General features: G+C 63.8%; 17 protein-coding genes. 14 read left to right on the top strand and 3 right to left on the bottom strand.

From position 1 onward, the window contains the following. Positions 1-76: 76 nt before the first annotated feature. The 7 genes from phnG (at position 77) to CJU94_RS32660 (ending at position 6080) form a co-directional block, all read left to right on the top strand. Positions 77-574, top strand: a complete 498-nt coding sequence (phnG, locus tag CJU94_RS32690; RefSeq protein WP_095422650.1) for a phosphonate C-P lyase system protein PhnG — start codon at positions 77-79, stop codon at positions 572-574. After that, complete coding sequence (phnH, locus tag CJU94_RS32685; RefSeq protein ID WP_095422649.1) at positions 574-1197, top strand: phosphonate C-P lyase system protein PhnH; 624 nt, start codon at positions 574-576, stop codon at positions 1195-1197. Before phnG ends, phnH begins: the two co-directional genes overlap by 1 nt. Then, the gene (locus CJU94_RS32680; RefSeq protein WP_095422648.1) at positions 1197-2384 is read left to right on the top strand and encodes a carbon-phosphorus lyase complex subunit; all 1188 of its coding nucleotides are present in this window, start codon (positions 1197-1199) and stop codon (positions 2382-2384) included. The genes phnH and CJU94_RS32680 overlap by 1 nt, the downstream gene beginning before the upstream one ends. Beyond that, entirely contained in the window at positions 2381-3304 is a 924-nt protein-coding gene (locus CJU94_RS32675; RefSeq protein WP_095422647.1) for an alpha-D-ribose 1-methylphosphonate 5-phosphate C-P-lyase PhnJ, read from the top strand. The genes CJU94_RS32680 and CJU94_RS32675 overlap by 4 nt, the downstream gene beginning before the upstream one ends. Further along, the gene (gene phnK, locus CJU94_RS32670; protein ID WP_095422646.1) at positions 3301-4071 is read left to right on the top strand and encodes a phosphonate C-P lyase system protein PhnK; all 771 of its coding nucleotides are present in this window, start codon (positions 3301-3303) and stop codon (positions 4069-4071) included. The genes CJU94_RS32675 and phnK overlap by 4 nt, the downstream gene beginning before the upstream one ends. An 8-nt stretch (positions 4072-4079) precedes the next feature. Beyond that, positions 4080-4844, top strand: coding sequence for a phosphonate C-P lyase system protein PhnL (gene phnL, locus CJU94_RS32665; protein ID WP_095422645.1), 765 nt, complete (start codon positions 4080-4082; stop codon positions 4842-4844). 102 nt (positions 4845-4946) lie between these two features. Beyond that, positions 4947-6080: an alpha-D-ribose 1-methylphosphonate 5-triphosphate diphosphatase gene (locus CJU94_RS32660; RefSeq protein ID WP_095422644.1), complete on the top strand. Its 1134-nt coding sequence runs from the start codon at positions 4947-4949 to the stop codon at positions 6078-6080. Between the two features lie 65 nt (positions 6081-6145). Here the strand turns inward: CJU94_RS32660 and CJU94_RS32655 are convergent, their stop codons facing one another. Beyond that, on the bottom strand, positions 6146-7960 hold the full coding sequence (locus CJU94_RS32655) for a diguanylate cyclase domain-containing protein (protein ID WP_095422643.1): 1815 nt from the start codon (positions 7958-7960) through the stop codon (positions 6146-6148). Continuing rightward, complete coding sequence (locus tag CJU94_RS32650) at positions 7960-9105, bottom strand: ABC transporter substrate-binding protein (RefSeq protein ID WP_167397592.1); 1146 nt, start codon at positions 9103-9105, stop codon at positions 7960-7962. The genes CJU94_RS32655 and CJU94_RS32650 overlap by 1 nt, the downstream gene beginning before the upstream one ends. A gap of 495 nt (positions 9106-9600) precedes the next feature. On the opposite strand from CJU94_RS32650, the gene CJU94_RS32645 reads away from it, so the two are divergent. The 3 genes from CJU94_RS32645 to CJU94_RS32635 all read left to right on the top strand — a co-directional run bounded on the left by CJU94_RS32645 (position 9601) and on the right by CJU94_RS32635 (position 12351). Next, positions 9601-9855, top strand: coding sequence for a hypothetical protein (locus CJU94_RS32645; RefSeq protein ID WP_095422902.1), 255 nt, complete (start codon positions 9601-9603; stop codon positions 9853-9855). A gap of 338 nt (positions 9856-10193) precedes the next feature. Continuing rightward, positions 10194-10976 (top strand): ABC transporter substrate-binding protein, encoded by a 783-nt coding sequence (locus tag CJU94_RS32640; protein ID WP_091802793.1) that lies wholly within the window; start codon positions 10194-10196, stop codon positions 10974-10976. Positions 10977-11235: 259 nt separating this feature from the next. Further along, on the top strand, positions 11236-12351 hold the full coding sequence (locus tag CJU94_RS32635) for a succinylglutamate desuccinylase/aspartoacylase family protein (protein ID WP_095422901.1): 1116 nt from the start codon (positions 11236-11238) through the stop codon (positions 12349-12351). 146 nt (positions 12352-12497) lie between these two features. Here CJU94_RS32635 and CJU94_RS32630 read toward each other — a convergent pair whose 3' ends face one another. After that, positions 12498-13304 (bottom strand): MetQ/NlpA family ABC transporter substrate-binding protein, encoded by an 807-nt coding sequence (locus tag CJU94_RS32630; protein WP_095422642.1) that lies wholly within the window; start codon positions 13302-13304, stop codon positions 12498-12500. Between the two features lie 296 nt (positions 13305-13600). On the opposite strand from CJU94_RS32630, the gene CJU94_RS32625 reads away from it, so the two are divergent. The 4 genes from CJU94_RS32625 (at position 13601) to CJU94_RS32610 (ending at position 17177) form a co-directional block, all read left to right on the top strand. After that, on the top strand, positions 13601-14764 hold the full coding sequence (locus CJU94_RS32625; RefSeq protein ID WP_095422641.1) for a porin: 1164 nt from the start codon (positions 13601-13603) through the stop codon (positions 14762-14764). 188 nt (positions 14765-14952) lie between these two features. Then, positions 14953-15519: a TetR/AcrR family transcriptional regulator gene (locus CJU94_RS32620; RefSeq protein WP_095422640.1), complete on the top strand. Its 567-nt coding sequence runs from the start codon at positions 14953-14955 to the stop codon at positions 15517-15519. A gap of 160 nt (positions 15520-15679) precedes the next feature. Continuing rightward, positions 15680-16108 carry an organic hydroperoxide resistance protein gene (locus tag CJU94_RS32615; RefSeq protein WP_095422639.1) on the top strand — a complete coding sequence of 143 codons (429 nt, stop codon included), beginning with the start codon at positions 15680-15682 and terminating at the stop codon, positions 16106-16108. A gap of 43 nt (positions 16109-16151) precedes the next feature. Then, the gene (locus CJU94_RS32610; protein ID WP_095422638.1) at positions 16152-17177 is read left to right on the top strand and encodes an alpha/beta hydrolase; all 1026 of its coding nucleotides are present in this window, start codon (positions 16152-16154) and stop codon (positions 17175-17177) included. The last annotated feature ends 46 nt before the right edge of the window (positions 17178-17223 follow it).

Raw genomic sequence — 17223 nt, 5'->3', positions numbered from 1 at the left:
AGCATACCCCTAAACGTCTAGACGTTTAGATGAATAGATGGTCAAATGTCGACTCGCTGGATCAACGGGAAATTCGATGAGTGCCACTTCCGCCTCGCCTTCCTCCGCTCCGCCCGCGTCTGTCCGGCGCGCATGGATGGCCGTGCTGGCCCGCACGCCGCGCGCCGATCTCGAAGCCGCCCTCGCGCGCGCCTTGCAGGACATCCCCCCTCCCACGTATGACTGGCTGCGTCCGCCCGAAATCGGCCTTGCGATGGTGCGCGGGCGGATCGGCGGCAGCGGCGACCCGTTCAATCTCGGCGAAGCCACGGTCACGCGCGCCACGTTGCGTCTGCGCACGTTAGGCGAGGCCCCCGCGGCCGTGGGCGTGGCATGCCATCTGGGCCGCGACCGCCGCCGCGCCGAACTGGCCGCGCTCGCGGACGCGCTTCTGCAAATACCCGAGCATCATGCCGTTCTACATCGAACGCTGATCGAGCCGTTTGCCGCGCAGCAGGCGGCGAAACGCGCCGCGCGGCAACAGGACGCCGCGGCCACGCGCGTCGAATTCTTCACGATGGTCAGGGGCGACTGATGGAAAATTCACAGATTGCGTTGTCTACCGCGTTATCCACCTTGACGCCGGGTTTCGCCGACCCGGTGCACGACACCCAGGCCGTGTTCCGCACCTTGCTCGATGCGCTGTCGCGGCCGGGCACGGTCGGCGTGGTCGGGAACGTGTTGCCTGAAGCGCCGGCCACGCGTGCCGAACTTGCCGCCTTCGCCGCGCTGCTCGCACTGTGCGACTACGCCACGCCCGTGTGGCTCGCGCAAGCGGATACGGCGCTGGTTTCGGCATTGCGCTTTCATACCGGCGCACCGCTCGTGGACGAACCGGCGCAAGCGGCCTTTGCCTATATCCACGAGGCCGCCACGTTGCCGCCGCTGGAGCGCTTCGCGCTCGGCGCGGCGGAGTCGCCCGAGCAATCGGTCACGCTGCTGATCCGCGTGGCGGCACTGACGGGCGGCGCACCGGTCGTGTTGAGCGGCCCGGGCATCGAGCACACCACCACGATCGCGCCGCTCGGCCTGCCCGAGCGTTTCTGGCGCGAACGCGCCGGCCTCGCACCGCTTTTTCCTTGCGGTGTCGACTGCTATCTCGTCTGCGGCGCGCGCCTGATCGGCCTGCCGCGCACAACTCAAGCGAAGGTGAACTGATGTACGTTGCCGTCAAAGGTGGAGAACGCGCGATCGAAGCGTCCTGGCGCCTGCTCGACAAGGCGCGCCGCGGCGACACGCGGCTCGCCGAACTCAGCGTCGCGCAGATTCGCGCACAACTGCGCCTCGCGGTGGCGCGCGTGATGACCGAAGGGTCCGTCTACGATGAGGACCTCGCCGCGCTCGCCATCAAGCAGGCCGCCGGCGATCTGGTCGAAGCGATCTTCCTGCTGCGCGCGTATCGCACCACGCTGCCGCGCTTCGGCTACACGCGGCCGGTCGATACCGAAGCGATGCAAGTGGAGCGCCGCATTTCGGCGACTTTCAAGGACGTGCCCGGCGGCCAGTTGCTGGGCGCGACGTACGATTACACGCAGCGTCTGCTGGATTTCGCGCTGCTCGCGGAACGTGATGCCGAAGGCGCTCCGGTTGCAAGCGTGGCTTCAGCTTCGAATCGAACCGCCGCAGCTGCGACAGAGGCCATGCCGCGCGTCGTCACCCTGCTCGACCGGGAAGGTCTGATCGAACAGGAGCGTCCCACGCCGAACGCGCCGGAACCCGGCGACCTCTCGCGCGAGCCGCTCGCCTTTCCCGCGAGCCGCGCCACCCGTCTGCAAAATCTCGCGCGCGGCGACGAAGGCTTTCTGCTCGCCATGGGTTATGCGACGCAGCGCGGCTATGCGCACTCGCATCCGTTCGCGGGCGAGATCCGCTTCGGCACGATCGCCGTGGAAATGGAACTCGACGAACTGGGTGAAGCCGTCGAGATCGGCGACATCGACGTTACCGAGTGCCAGATGATCAACCAGTTCGCCGGCAGCGGCGCGGTGGCGCCCGCCTTCACGCAAGGCTACGGCCTCGCGTTCGGCCACTCGGAGCGCAAGGCCATGGCGATGGCGCTCGTGGACCGCGCGTTGCGCGGCGAGGAACTCGGTGAAACGCTGGCCTCGCCGACCCAGGACATCGAATTCATGCTCTCGCATAGCGATAGCGTCGAAGCGTCCGGTTTCGTGCAGCATCTGAAGCTGCCCCACTACGTCGACTTCCAGTCGGAGCTGGAACTCGTGCGGCGTCTGCGCGCGCGGCATGCCGCGCAAAGTCCGGAATACGGCACGGACGCGCACTCGGACCAGCGCGCGGATCAACCTGCCGATCAATCCGACGGCCTGCAGGAGCAGGCAGCATGAACGCACCCGACACATCTCACGCGAACGCGTCGTACGACAGCGCAGCCGAAGGCTACAACTTCGCGTACCTCGACGAGCAGACCAAACGCATGCTGCGCCGCGCCTTGCTCAAGGCCGTGGCCGTGCCGGGTTATCAGGTGCCGTTCGCCTCGCGTGAAATGCCGCTGCCGTTCGGCTGGGGCACGGGCGGCATTCAGGTCACCGCGGCGATCATCGGCAGACAGGACACGCTGAAAGTCATTGATCAGGGCTCCGACGAAACCACCAACGCAGTCAACATACGCCGTTTCTTCGCGCGCACCACCGGCGTGGCGACCACCCGCCGCACGGTCGACGCGACGATCATCCAGACCCGTCACCGCATTCCGGAAGCACCGCTCACCGAGAGGCAGATTCTGGTCTATCAGGTGCCGATGCCCGAGCCGCTGTATCGCCTCGAACCGCGCGTCGCCGAATGCAAGAAGCTGCATGCGCTCGCCGACTACGGCCTGATCAGCGTGAAGCTCTATGAAGACATCGTGCATCACGGCAGCATCGCGACCACCTACGACTACCCGGTGATCGTCAACCACCGCTATCTGGCTTCGCCCTCGCCGATTCCGAAGTTCGACAACCCGAAGATGCATATGAATCCCGCGCTGCAATTGTTCGGCGCCGGCCGCGAACGGCGCATTCATGCGATTCCGCCGTACACGCCGGTGCGCAGCCTCGACTTCGACGATCATCCGTTCGAGGTGCAGAAGTGGCAGCACGCCTGCGCGCTATGCGGTTCGACGGAAAGTTTTCTCGACGAGATGATCGTCGACGATGCGGGCAAGCGCATGTTCGTCTGCTCCGACAGCGACTACTGCCACGAACGCCGCGGCGACGCGAACCTCGATCTGCCGACGCGCGAAGCACGCAACGGAGAACCCGCATGACGCCGCTGCTGAGCGCCCGCTCGCTCACCAAACAATACGGCGGCCGCAACGGCTGCAGGAACGTCGGCTTCGATCTGTATCCGGGCGAAGTACTGTGCATCGTCGGTGAATCCGGCTCGGGCAAGACCACCCTGCTCAACGCGCTCGCGCTGAAAACGGCGGCTGACAGCGGCTCGCTTCATTACACCGCGACCCATGGCGAGCAGCTCGACCTGCTGGCTTTATCCGAACCGCGCCGCCGTTTGCTGATGCGCACCGAGTGGGGCTTCGTCCAGCAGAATCCGCGCGACGGACTGCGTAGCGGCGTCTCGGCCGGCGCGAATATCGGCGAGCCGTTAATGGCTGTCGGCGCGCGTCACTATGGCGATATCCGTCACGCGGCCACGCAATGGATGGAGCGCGTCGAACTCGACTCCTCGCGCATCGACGAATTTCCGGCGGCATTTTCGGGCGGCATGCAACAGCGCTTGCAGATCGCGCGCAATCTCGTTACCGGTCCGCGCCTCGTTTTCATGGACGAACCCACCGCCGGTCTGGACGTTTCGGTGCAGGCGCGCCTGCTCGATCTGCTGCGCACGCTGACCTCGACGCTGCATCTGTCGGTGCTGATCGTCACGCACGACATCGGTGTCGCGCGTCTGCTCGCGCATCGGCTGATGGTCATGCAGGGCGGCGAAGTGGTCGAGGCGGGACTGACCGACCAGGTGCTCGACGATCCGCAGCACCCGTACACGCAAACGCTGGTTTCCTCGGTTCTGCCGGTTTGAGGCTCACAATGCGATCCATTGAAACAAGCACCGAAGCGCGCGCCGCCGAGCGCGCGTTCATCGACAACACGGCGCTGATGCTGCGCGCGGTCGGCATCGGCAAGACCTTTGTGCTGCATGGCCAGGGCGGCGTGCGGATCGAAGCGCTCGCGGGCGTCTCGCTGGAGGTCGAGCGCGGCGAATGCGTGGTGCTGATCGGACCGTCGGGCGCGGGCAAGAGCACGCTGCTGCGCTGCCTGTACGGCAACTATCTGGCGACGAGCGGCTCGATCGCGATTCGCGACGCGGCGAACCACGGCCGGCCTGTATCGATCACCGGCGCCGAACCGCACGACGTGTTGCGCCTGCGCGCAGGCGTGGTCGGTTACGTGAGCCAGTTCCTGCGCGTGATTCCGCGTGTGCCGACCCTGGCGCTCGTGGCCGAGCCGCTGCTATCGCGCGGCGTGCCCGAACACGAAGCGCGCTCGCGCGCCGCCGCGCTGCTCGCCAGGTTGAATGTGCCGCAAAGGCTGTGGTCGCTCGCGCCCGCCACTTTCTCCGGTGGCGAACAACAGCGCGTGAATATCGCGCGCGGTCTGATCGCCGAACATCCGCTGCTCCTGCTCGATGAACCCACGGCTTCGCTCGACGCCGACAATCGCGACGTGGTGGCCGATCTGATCGTCGAAGCGCGTGAGCGCGGCGCGGCGATCGTGGGCATCTTCCACGACGAAGACACGCGCAACAAAGTGGCCACGCGGCGCCTCGAACTGAAGCCGCCGCTTCGTCACTGAATGACACAAACAGGGCGCGCAACGGCACTACACTGCTGCATGCAACGGCAAAGCGCCGCAACCCAGGCCCCACTCAAGTCTGACTGACTACGGAGCAAGTCGATGTTGATCAGAAACGCTCGCATCGTGACGCGAGACGAAGTATTCACCGGCGTGGTGCGCGTCGAAGACGGCGTGATCCGCGAAGTCGAGCGCGGCACGACCGCGGCGCGCGAAGCCGAAGATTGGGACGGCGACTATCTGTTGCCCGGCCTGATCGAACTGCACACGGACAATCTCGAGAAGCATCTCGCACCGCGTCCGGGCGTGCAATGGAACACCGATGCCGCTTTCGTGATTCACGACGCCCAGGTGGCGGCGGCCGGCATTACCACCGTGTTCGATGCGCTTGCGATCGGTTCGCGCACGAACGTGGGCTTGCGGGGCCGCGATCTGCAGACGCAATGCGCCGAAGCGCTCACGCGGTTCTCGGAGCGCAAGCTGCTGCGCGCCGAACACTTCCTGCATCTGCGCTGCGAAATCGCCACCGCCGACGTGGTGGACGTGTTCGATTCGTTGTGCGCGCATCCGTTGCTGCGGCTCGCCTCGGTGATGGATCACACGCCGGGTCAACGTCAGTGGCACGACCGCGAGCAATGGCGCCGCTTCCAGGAACGCAACGGCAAGCTGAGCGACGAACACGTGGCGACCGCGCTGACCGAACTGTCGGTCGAACAGGCCCGTTACGCCGACGCGCACCGCCGCGAGATCGTGGCGCGCTGCAACCGGCTCGGCATTCCGGTGGCAAGTCACGACGACACGCTGATCGAGCACGTCGAGCAGGCCAAAGCCGAAGGCATCGTGCTAGCGGAGTTCCCGACCACCCGCATCGCTGCCGAGGCGGCGCGCGAGCATGGCATTTCGACCATCATGGGTGCGCCGAATATCGTGCGCGGCGGCTCGCATTCGGGCAACGTGTCGGCGCTCGAACTGGCGCGCGCGGACCTGCTCGATATTCTGTCGTCCGATTACGTGCCGTCGAGCCTGCTGACCGCCGTGTTCGAGCTGGTCGACCAGGCCGGCTGGACCTTGCCGCGCGCCATGGCAACGGTCTCCGCGGAACCGGCGCGCACGGCCGGCCTGCACGAGCGCGGCGCGATCGAAACCGGCTTGCGCGCGGATTTCGTGCGCGTGACGATGCTTGACAGGTTGCCGGTGCCGCGCGCGACGTATCGCAGCGGGGCTCGGATCGTTTGAGAAATTGACCGGCGCCGTTGCGTGCAGACGCGCGCCGGCCGAAGCACGCCGGTCGCGTGCAGGCGTCAAGCCGTCGGTTCGGCCTCGTGCCCTTGGGTCGCGCCTTCGCTAGCCCGGGCGTGCGCCTGTTCGATCTGTTCGCGCCGGCGTGCCTCGAGCACATCGTGGTAACGCAAATACCCACAGCGTCCGCCGGATTTCGCCGCGTACATCGCCGCGTCGGCGTTGAGCAACAGTTCCTCCGCCGTGCCGCTGTCGTCGGGGAACTGGCTGATACCGATGCTCGCGCCCACCGTCATGCTTTGCCCTTCAACCGTCACTTCTTCGTTCAACGTCTCCATGATGCGCGAGGCGATCGCGGGCGCCGCCTCCGCCGAACGCGGCCCTTCGATCAAGACGATGAACTCGTCGCCGCCCAGACGCGCCACCACGTCCGCTGAACAGAGCCCCAGCTTCAGGCGGCGCGCCACCGCGGCGAGCACCTTGTCGCCGACCGAATGGCCGAACTGGTCGTTGATCTGCTTGAAGCGGTCGAGGTCGACGAACAGCACGGCGAGCCCCTCCTGACGCCGCGACGCTTCCTCGATCGCGCTTTCGAGCTTCTCCATGAACAGGACGCGGTTCGGCAGTCCGGTCAGCACGTCGTGGGTGGCGAGATGCACGAGCTCGCGCTGCTTGGCATGCAGCACATCCATTTGCGATTTGATTTCGCGCCGCAGACGGTCGAAGCAGCGCGCCAGCACGCCGATCTCGTCGGTCCGGTTCAGCGGCAGCGTATCCATGGCGTGCTCGGCGAACAGATGCGTGGCCGCGTGCGCGAGCATGTACAGCGGCTTGGTCAGGGCGCGCGCGAACAGAATGGCGAGCAGAAGAGCCAGCGCGCTGAAAATCAGCACCATGCGCACGATACGGTTGCCGAGCAGATTCGCGCCGGACAAAACGTCGTCGAGCGGCTTGGCGAGACCGAGCACGATAAAGCGGTTGCCCTCCAGGTCGCCGAATGGCCGGCGCACGAAAGCGAGCACCTGGCCGGCGGCCTGGCGCGGCCGCGCCAGCCCGTCGACCAGCACCTCGCCCTGCGACTGCTCGAAGAGCGGCCTCGTCACGGAGAAACTGTCCTGCATCAAGACGCGCCGGCCCCGATCGAAGCCGAAGGTTTTCGATTCATCGGGATGAACGAGGAAATCGCCCCACTCGTTGGCCAGATAGACCTGATAGTCGCTCGGCAGATCGCTTTGCAGCCGTTTGAACAACGCCGCCAGATCGACATCGATCACGACGACGCCCACCACTTCGCCATTCGCGTTCGAGACAGGCGTGCCGAGCCGCAGCGTCGGTTTGCCCTGGGCCGCGTGCGCGCCGTACTCGTGATTGACCGAGATCGGCGAGGTGTAAATGTGGCCCGGAGAAAACGCCAGGGTATCGAATACGTAGGCAAACTGACCTTTCTCCTGCAGGTCTTTCCCTTCGACCCGCACGAGCCCGTCGGAGTCGCGGTCGAAGCGGACCAGTTCCAGCCCATAGTGCCGGCGCGTGATCAGCCGGATTTGCAGGTATTCGAGGTGGTGAACCATGAAACTCGAATACACCTGCGCCAGCCGTTCGCGGGCCGCGTCCGGGCCGACGCCGTCGTCGGTCTGCGCGACATCCGCCGTGGACGGCATGCTCGCGAGCACGAGCGCGTCGGAGCCGACGTCGTCGATCGAAGCGGAAAAGCGCTGGCCCAGCAACTCCGTGGACGTGAGCAGGCTGTGCCCGGCCTCGTTCACGAGCATCGTGCGGTTGGCGCGGTACGCGTAATAGCCGGTCGCGCCTGACGCGAGCACGCCGATGCACGCAAGCAGTACGGATAGTTTGAAGGTCAGCCCAGGACGTATCATCAAAAACGCTCCGACCGGTCCCCGGACACGATTCTGGTCCACAGGTCCTCGCGCCGCTGAATATTCTCCACCGGGCCGATCCACACGATGCGTGCGTGATCGCTGCTTTCCACGGGCGCCGTCAACGTGTTGGCAAGTCCCTGGCGTTGCGTCAACAACGCGCTCACGTCCGGTTCGAGCATGTAATTGATCCACGCGTGCGCCAGCGGACGATCGGCGGCCGCGCGCGTCATCGACCAGCAATCGAGCCATGCGAGCGCGCCCTCGTCGGGAATCACGTAGCCCACGTCGGCACCCGCCCGGCGCAGCAACTCGACCTGCTGGGTGCCGTAGTTGCCGAACATCAGCGCGACCTTGTGCTGAATGAAAAAGGCGGTCGCCTCCTCGGGCAACGTGTAATAGGTCAATAGATTGCGGCGCAGATCGACGAGCTTGCGAGCAATGGTGCGCATTTGCGTCGCATCGAGCTGAAAAGGATGGGGATAGCCCAGCGCCAACGCCGTGAACGAGAAATTATGCTGCGCGCTGTTGAAGTCGAGCACCTTGCCGCGGTAACGCGGATTCCACAACTCGCGCATGGAGCGCGGCGCCACGGCGACCTGCTTGCGATCGTAGATCAGCCCCATCGACGAATACGTGAACGGGATGGCGTACGCCTTGCCGCCCGACGTGAGGCCGCCGATCGATGCGAGCGCCTGAAAACGCGGCAATTGTTTGCTGGTGTTCGGCAGACTGGCGAGGTCGAGCGGCGCCAGCAGATTCGCCTCGGTATAGCGCTGGATTTCAGCGGTGTTGGCAGCGAGCACGTCGAAGGGCGGTGTCGCTTTCGCATGCATCTGGGCCCATAGCGCCTCGTCGGAATCGACCAGCGTGACTTCCACTCTGGCCTTGTAACGCGCTTCGAAATGCTTCACCACGTCGGCGTCCGCGTAGCCGGGCCACGCCAGCACACGCAGAACCTTGTCGTCGGCTTTAACGGGTGCCGCCGAAAAAAGACCGACGCAGAAAATCGCGCCGATCAGAAATGTCAGAAATCCGGTACAAACGCCGCGAAACGATAAATGCGTGCGCGCACGAACGGCGATTCGTGAACGAAAGAATCGTTTGAACAAATGCTTTTCATCTGCCATGAACATTATGGGCATACACGACACCGCTTAGCAGAAGGCCTGGTGAGAAGCATGGACGCCCTGCATCGCTCCGCGGACGGCCACACGGCTCCTTTCTTCAGACAGATACGCTCTGCGTGAGGCATGGGGCCGGGCGCGAGGAGCAACGATGATAGCGCTAAGGAAACCATTTTTGGTTTTCGGCTTGGCCCGAGTCGATAAAAATTCCCGTCAGACGTGATACAGCATCGCACCCCTCTGTATTTGACGGCAATTTGTTCCGAATCTTTAACTCAAGGCGCGCGCTTGAAACACGCAGTCCCCTGAAACGCGGGCAATCCGCACAGCGGCAAATCCCAGTGGCCACGCAAGGCGTAGTCAGAAACGTGGCCATTAGGCTTCTAAAGAAACGCGGCGCGGATGCCGATAAACGTACGCCTGCCCAGGCCGCCGCCGGCGGTCGAAGGCAACGTCGCGCGACGCCGCGCGAGCTGTCTTCCGGGTAGTCGAGAGTCGGACAAGAAACAGACCATGCGCTTGAGCAAAACAGAGTGGGTGTGGGTGGCCGTGGCGGCCGGATCGATTGCGTGCTTCGGCAGTTGGCTTCAGGGCGAAATGGACCGTGCGGCGGTAGCGCGCACCCAGCGCGATATGCCGGACATGCGCGGCACCTGCGCGGGCATGTCCACGCAGGACGCACAGATGATGGACAAAGGCGCACTGTGGTGCGGCACGGTCGGCGCCGGGCGCGTGGATTCGCTGGCTAAGGAGTCGACAGCCGGTTAAATAGCCGTTTCTATGCCGCCATGGTGTCCGCGGCGCACACCTGCCATTAGCCAACTTCATTACCGCGGCATTACAGGATCGGTCGGAGCGGCCCATGCGATTCAATACGCATTAGCGGTGTTTTGCCTCCCGACCACTTTCAGACTTTGGAAGTCAGGCTCGTGCGCCATCCGGTGTTTCACTAGCTACCCATTCTTTTTGAACTGATAAGCTTGGCGCGCGCTGCTGGCCGCCCCGGCTGGCGGCTTCAACCCAGGCCCGGTCGTGAGTCGCGCCGGGTGCCCCGCAGCGGCACAACCGCATGCGGGCGTATTTGAACTACACCGAGGAGTTAAACAGTGAAAAAACTGCTAGCGGCTTTGACGGTTGCTCTGCTTGCTACCGTCTCGATTGGCGCACACGCTAAAGATTGGTCGACCATCCGTTTCGGCGTTGATGCCAGCTATCCCCCGTTCGAGTCGAAGGGCTCGGATGGCAAGCTCGTTGGCTTCGATATCGACCTCGGCAATGAAATCTGCGCGCGCCTGAAGGCCAAGTGCGTGTGGGTCGAAAACGACTTCGACGGCATGATCCCGGCCCTGAAGGCGAAGAAGTTCGACGGCGTGCTGTCGTCGATGTCCATGACGCCGCAACGCGCCGAGCAGATCGCCTTCTCGAACAAGCTGTTCAACACCCCGACCCGCCTCGTGGCGAAGAAGGGTTCGGGCATCCTGCCGACGGCCGACTCGCTCAAGGGCAAGACGGTTGGCGTGGAACAAGGCACGATCCAGGAAACCTACGCGAAGACGTACTGGGAAGCGAAGGGCACGAAGGTCGTGCCGTATCAGAACCAGGACCAGGTCTACGCCGACTTGCTGTCGGGTCGTCTGGACGCAGCGCTGCAAGACGCGGTGCAAGCTGAAATCGGCTTCCTGAAGACGCCGCGCGGCGCTGGCTTCGACTTCGTCGGCAAGAACCTGGACGATCCGAAGATCCTCGGCAACGGCGCAGGCATCGGCATGCGCAAGGAAGATACCGACCTGAAGGCGAAGGTCGACAAGGCAATCGCCGACATCATCAAGGACGGTACGTACAAGAAGCTCGAGAAGAAGTACTTCGACTTCGACGTGTACGGCGGCTAGGTTGGCCGCTGAAACGGCCCCGCGTGTCTGACGGCGCGCTGGCCGGTTCGCACAAACGGGCTCCGCCACACGCGGAGCCCGTTTCCATTTGCGGCGCCGCATAAAACCACACACTGCGTCAGATCGGCTAAGATCGTGCGATCGAGGCGGCCGCGAGGCGGCGCCCGCCGGGCCGGGCCTGACCGGCCATTCAGCAAGTTTCCCCACTGTTATCAACGAGATAGCGCGGCACGCCCACTTGGCCGCGGATTTGAAAACCATGCAAACCCAAACCCATCCGCTGATTGCTCCGACGCTCGGCACCGCCCGCAACCTGACGAGTTTCCACTACGGTCCGGGCGGCGGCCAGAAGATCTACATCCAGTCGTCGCTGCATGCCGACGAGCTGCCCGGCATGCTGGTGTCGTGGGCATTGCGCCGCAAGCTGGCGGCGCTGGAAGCGGCCGGCAAGATCCGCGGCGAAGTCGTGATCGTGCCGGTGGCCAATCCGATCGGCCTGAACCAGCATTTTCTCGGCCATCTGACCGGGCGTTTCGAAACCAACACGGCGCAGAACTTCAACCGCAATTTCCACGACCTGTCGGCGCTGGTGCAGCCGGTGATCGAGTCGCGCCTGACCGACAATGTGGACGCCAACCGCACGGCGATCCGCACGGCCATGCGCGAGGCGCTCGACGCGCAAAACCCGCAGACCGAACTCGAATCGCAGCGCCTCGCGCTGCAAAAGCTCTCATACGACGCCGATATCGTGCTCGATCTGCACTGCGACTGGGAAGCCGCGATGCACCTCTACACGAACCCGGATCTGTGGCCGGAAGTCGAGCCGCTCGCCTGCTACCTGGACGCCAAGGCATCGCTGCTCGCGCTCAATTCGGTGGGCAACCCGTTCGACGAAATCCACAGTTTCTGCTGGTCGGATCTGCGCGGCCGTTACGGCGACCGCTTCCCGATTCCGAACGGCTCGATCTCGGTCACGATCGAACTGCGCGGCCAGCGCGAAGTGTCGTACGAGTACGCCGAGCACGATGCGCAAGCGATCATCGAATACCTGACCTCGCGTGGCGTGATCGACGGCAAGGCCGCCGCGTTGCCGCCGCTCGAATTCGCCGCCACGCCGCTCGCCGGCGCCGAGCCGATCGTCGCGCCGATCAGCGGCGTGCTGGTGTATCGCTGCGAAGTCGGCACCTGGGTCGACGCCGGTCATGAGATTGCCGATATCGTCGATCCGCTGACCGAGCAGGTCGTCACGCTCAAGAGCAGCGTGGCCGGCGTACTGTACGCGCGGCATCTGACGCGTTTTGCGACGGCCGGCCTGGAATTCGCGCGCATTGCCGGCGCGAAGGCGTTCCGCAGCGGTTCGCTGTTGAGCAACTAGGGCGCCACGTCGGAACGGCAGCGCCAGCGCACCTCACGCTGCGCGCGGCACGTCCGTACCACGTCCGTAATACCTCGAGCCGCAACGCAAATCGCCCGCTAAAACAGCGGGCGATTTTGCGTTGACGCGCGTTGCGTCAGAACCGCTCAGAAAGCCGGAATGATCGCGCCTTTGAATTGCGTGTCGATGTACTTGCGCACTTCATCCGATTCGTACGCCGCCACCAGCTTCTTCACCCACGGCTGATTGCGGTCCTGCTCGCGCACCGCGATCAGATTCGCGTAGGGGCCTTTGAGGTCTTCGATCGCGATCGCGTCTTTGGTCGGCTGCAGGCCCGCCTTGACGGCGTAGTCGGTATTGATCGACGCCGCGTCGAGGTCGCCGAGCGCACGCGGCAATTGCGCGGCGTCGAGTTCCACCAGCTTGATCTTCTTCGGATTTTCCGCGACATCGAGCGGCGTCGCGTTCACGCCGTTCGTGCCGACGCCCGGCTTCAGCTTGATCACACCGTACTTCTGCAAGAGCAGCAGCGCGCGGTTGCCGTTGGACGGGTCGTTCTGGATGCCGACCTTCGCGCCTTCCGGCAAGTCCTTGAGCGACTTGAGTTTCTTCGAATAGAAGGCCATCGGCGACACGTACGTCAGGCCGACGTTGACGATCTTGTAGCCACGTTGCTTCACCTGGCTGTCGAGAAACGGCTGATGCTGAAAACCGTTGGCATCGAGGTCGCCCGCGTCGAGCGCCGCGTTCGGCTGCACATAGTCGTTGAATTCAATGACCTTGAGGTTCAGACCTTCGCGCGCCGCCACTTTTGTCACGACCGACCAGATTTGCGCGTCCGGGCCGCTCATCGTGCCGACCTTGAGTTGTTTGTCGTCCGCGTGCGCGAACGTGGCCGTCAGCGAAATGGCGGCGATGGCGAGCAGGTTCTGGATCATTGTCCGGCGTTGCATGCGTCTTCCTACTTGTAGTGTGTTGGTAGGCGCGCATCGTCGCATGCGGCCGCGGCGGCCGAAAACCAATCGTTTTTCACACGCTTATATGCACGCTGGAGAAAAAGCTTATGCACGCGCGCCCTGCGCGATTTCAGTTTGCGAGGCTACGTGAGTGTCGCGCCCGCGCGACAGATTTCGCAAATAAGAAAAGCTGTCACATACCTTACTCTGCGTTCCCTTAAATTTCGGGCCATCGCACGACCCGGCCAAAGAGCCCGGCGTCGCGATCGCTTAATTTTTAATCGGAGAAAGTCTTGAACAAAAAAATACTGACCGCCGCTACTCTCGCCGTCTTCGCCTCCGCTGCTCACGCACAAAGCAGTGTCACGCTGTATGGCTTGATCGACGCCGGTATCAGCTACGTGAACAACTCGAAGACCGCAACGGGCCACGACAACCTCTTCAAGTACGACGACGGCGTCGCTCAAGGCAGCCGTTGGGGCCTGCGCGGCACGGAAGATCTGGGTGGCGGCCTGAAGGCGCTGTTCGTGTTGGAAAACGGTTTTAACAGCGGCAACGGCACACTGGGCCAGGGCGGCGCGCTGTTCGGCCGTCAGGCATTCGTCGGCCTGTCGCAGAACGGCATTGGCTCGCTGACGTTCGGCCGCCAGTATTCGTTTTCGACCGACTATCTGGGCGGCTACTACTCGACCGGCGGCCAGACCGTCGCGGGTAACTACGCTTACCACATCAACGACGTCGACCAGTTGACGTCGAGCCGCATCAACAACGCCGTCAAGTTCAGCAGCGCCAATTTCGCTGGCCTGACCTTCGGCGCGATGTACGGCTTCTCGAACCAGGCTGGCGCATTCGCCGGCGCACCGGCAACCGGCACGGCCGCTGCGCCGGTCGCGGGTTCGTCGCGCGCTTACAGCTTCGGCGTGAACTACGCGAACGGCCCGTTCGGCGTTGGCGCGGCGTACACGGACATCCGCTTCCCGGGTCAGGCCACGCCGACGTTCTCGACGGCCATCGCCAACGTGACGACGGGCACCGTCCGCGATCTGCGCACCTTCGGCGTGGGCGGCCGTTACTCGATCGGCGCGGCGACGCTGTGGGCGTTGTACACGAACACGCGCTTCGAACCGATCTCGGGTAGCTCGACGACGTTCGCAGCGTACGAAGCAGGCGCGAAGTACGCGTTCACGCCGGCATTGACCGCAGGCGCAGGCTACACGTACATGCACCTGAGCGACGCGAGCACGGGCCACTGGAACCAGGCCGACCTGAGCATCGACTACGCGCTGAGCAAGCGCACGGACGTGTATGCGCTGGGTATCTACCAGATCGCTTCCGGCCGCAACAAGGGCCAGGATCTGCAGGCGCAGATCGGTTCGAGCACGAGCTACTTCAATACCTCGGGCACGGGTTCGGACAATCAGCTGGCATTCCGCGTCGGCATCCGTCACAAGTTCTAAGCGAGTCTTTCGCTCCGCGGGGAACGCGAGTTCCCTGCAGGATCCGGAGTCTGGAAAAGCGCCCTGCGGGGCGCTTTTCCTTTGATGACGACACCAGCGAACCCCGCCGCGATCCGCAGCACCGCGCCGCCCTTCTTCCCGTGCAAAAAAGTCTTGACTCTCTATCTAGTAGTAGATAAAGTTCAGTCATGGAAACGAACCCGACCGTCCGCGAGCAGATTCTCGAGCACGCCATCACGTTGATGATGCAGCGCGGCTATAACGGTTTCAGCTATCGCGACCTGTCCGAACTGGTCGGCGTGAAGACCTCGAGCATCCATTACTACTACCCCTCGAAAGACGACCTGGTGCTGGAGGCGGTCAACGAGTACAGCAAGGAAGTGCTGGCCTCGCTGCACGCTATCGATGCCAGGCTGCCGGCCAATACGAAGCTCGGCAAGTACACCCGGCTGTTCGGCCGCACGCTCGGCGACGGCGACCGGATCTGTCTGTGCGGCATGCTGGCGTCGGACATTGCGTCGCTGCCGGAAAACATTCGCGAGGCGATCCAGGCGTTTTTCAAGGCCAACGAAAAATGGCTGGCGCAAGTCCTCGCGCAAGGCGCACAGGAACACACGCTGGCGGTGAACGGCAAGCCTGAGGCCGCCGCGCGCGCACTGTACGCGGCTTATCAGGGCAGCGTGCTGGCCAGCCGATTGTTCGGCACGAAGGCCCGGCTGGAAGATGTGGAAGCATCGTGGAAGAAATCGCAGTAATGCTGTCACGGAGGTGGTCGCGCGCCTCTTTATTTTTACCCGCCAATCTATCTATAGATAGATAGATTGCGGTCCGCAATCGACGGCGCGAGCTACGCGTCATTTTTTTAACCGCCGTTTATCTATCTAGTAGTAGATACCCACCAACAAGGAGTTGACCATGACCAGGATCGACAACGTGCTGTACCGCGCTCACGCCAAGGCAACCGGAGGCCGTGACGGCCGCGCCGTGGTGCCCGAAGGCAACCTCGACCTGAAGCTGATCACGCCGAAGCAACTCGGCGGCGCCGGCGGCGAAGGCACCAATCCGGAGCAACTGTTCGCGGCCGGCTACAGCGCGTGTTTCGTCGGTGCGATGAAGTTTGTCGCGGCGCGCGACCGGATCGCGATTCCCGCGGACGTCTCGGTCGAGGGCAGCGTCGGCATCGGTGCGATTCCCAACGGGTTCGGCATCGAAGTGGAGTTGAAGATCTCGCTGCCGGGCATGGCCCAGGACGCGGCGCAGGCGCTTGTCGACAAGGCGCACATCGTATGCCCGTACTCGAACGCCACGCGCAACAACATTGCCGTCACGCTCACGCTCGTCTGATCCGAAATCTTTTTCCAATCTATTGAGTTACCCGGAGTTCATCATGAAGATCAAGTTCGTCCCCGTGCTGCTGGCCTCTGCCTTCGCCTTCGGTTCGGCTTTTGCGGCAAGCCCCGCTTCACAAGCCACGCCCGACCGCGTAACGTCCGGTTTCCTGCACGCGCTGAACAGCGGCAAGGGCCCCGCGATCAATACCTTGCCGCCCGCCCAGGCGCGGCAAATTCTGGTCGATGCGCAGAACGGCGTGAAAGTCGATCTGTCGGGCATCGACGTCTCCAACCGCACCATCGAGCAGGACGGCGTCAGCGTGCCGCTGACCATCGTCCGTCCGCACGGCGCGAGCGGGACGTTGCCCGTCTTCATGTTCTTCCACGGCGGCGGCTGGATCCTCGGCGACTTCCAGACTCATGAGCGCCTGGTGCGTGATCTGGTGGTTCAGTCGGGCGCCGTGGCGGTGTTCGTGAACTACACACCTTCGCCGGAGGCCCGCTATCCGGTCGCGATCAATCAGGCTTACGCCGCCACGAAGTGGGTTGCCGCGCACGGCGGCGAGATCGGCGTCGACGGCAATCGCCTCGCCGTGGTGGGCAACAGTGTCGGCGGCAACATGGCCGCGGTGGTGAGCCTGATGGCGAAAGACAAGCAAGGCCCGGCGATCCGCTTCCAGGGACTGATGTGGCCCGTCACCGACAACAATTTCAACGACGGTTCGTACAATCAGTTCCAGCAGGGCCACTTCCTGACCCGGCCGATGATGAAGTGGTTCTGGGACGCCTACACGAAAGATCCGAAGCAGCGCAACGAGATCTACGCGTCGCCGCTGCGCGCTACGACGGAACAGTTGAAAGGCTTGCCGCCTGCGCTGATTCAGGTCGCCGAGTCCGACGTGTTGCGTGACGAAGGCGAGGCGTATGGACGCAAGCTCGACGCAGCCGGTGACGAAGTGGCCACCGTCCGTTACGACGGCACGATTCACGACTTCGGTTTGCTGAACGCGCTGGCCGAGGATGCACCGACCAAAGCGGCCACGCGGCAACTGGCTAACGAACTCAAGCAACGTCTGCAGTAACGCCTTTGGCACGCGGCCGCGGCGCGGGTGTCGTCGAGACTCGCGC

Source organism: Paraburkholderia aromaticivorans (assembly GCF_002278075.1).
GTDB lineage: Bacteria > Pseudomonadota > Gammaproteobacteria > Burkholderiales > Burkholderiaceae > Paraburkholderia > Paraburkholderia aromaticivorans.
This window is presented reverse-complemented; position numbering and strand designations above follow the sequence as displayed.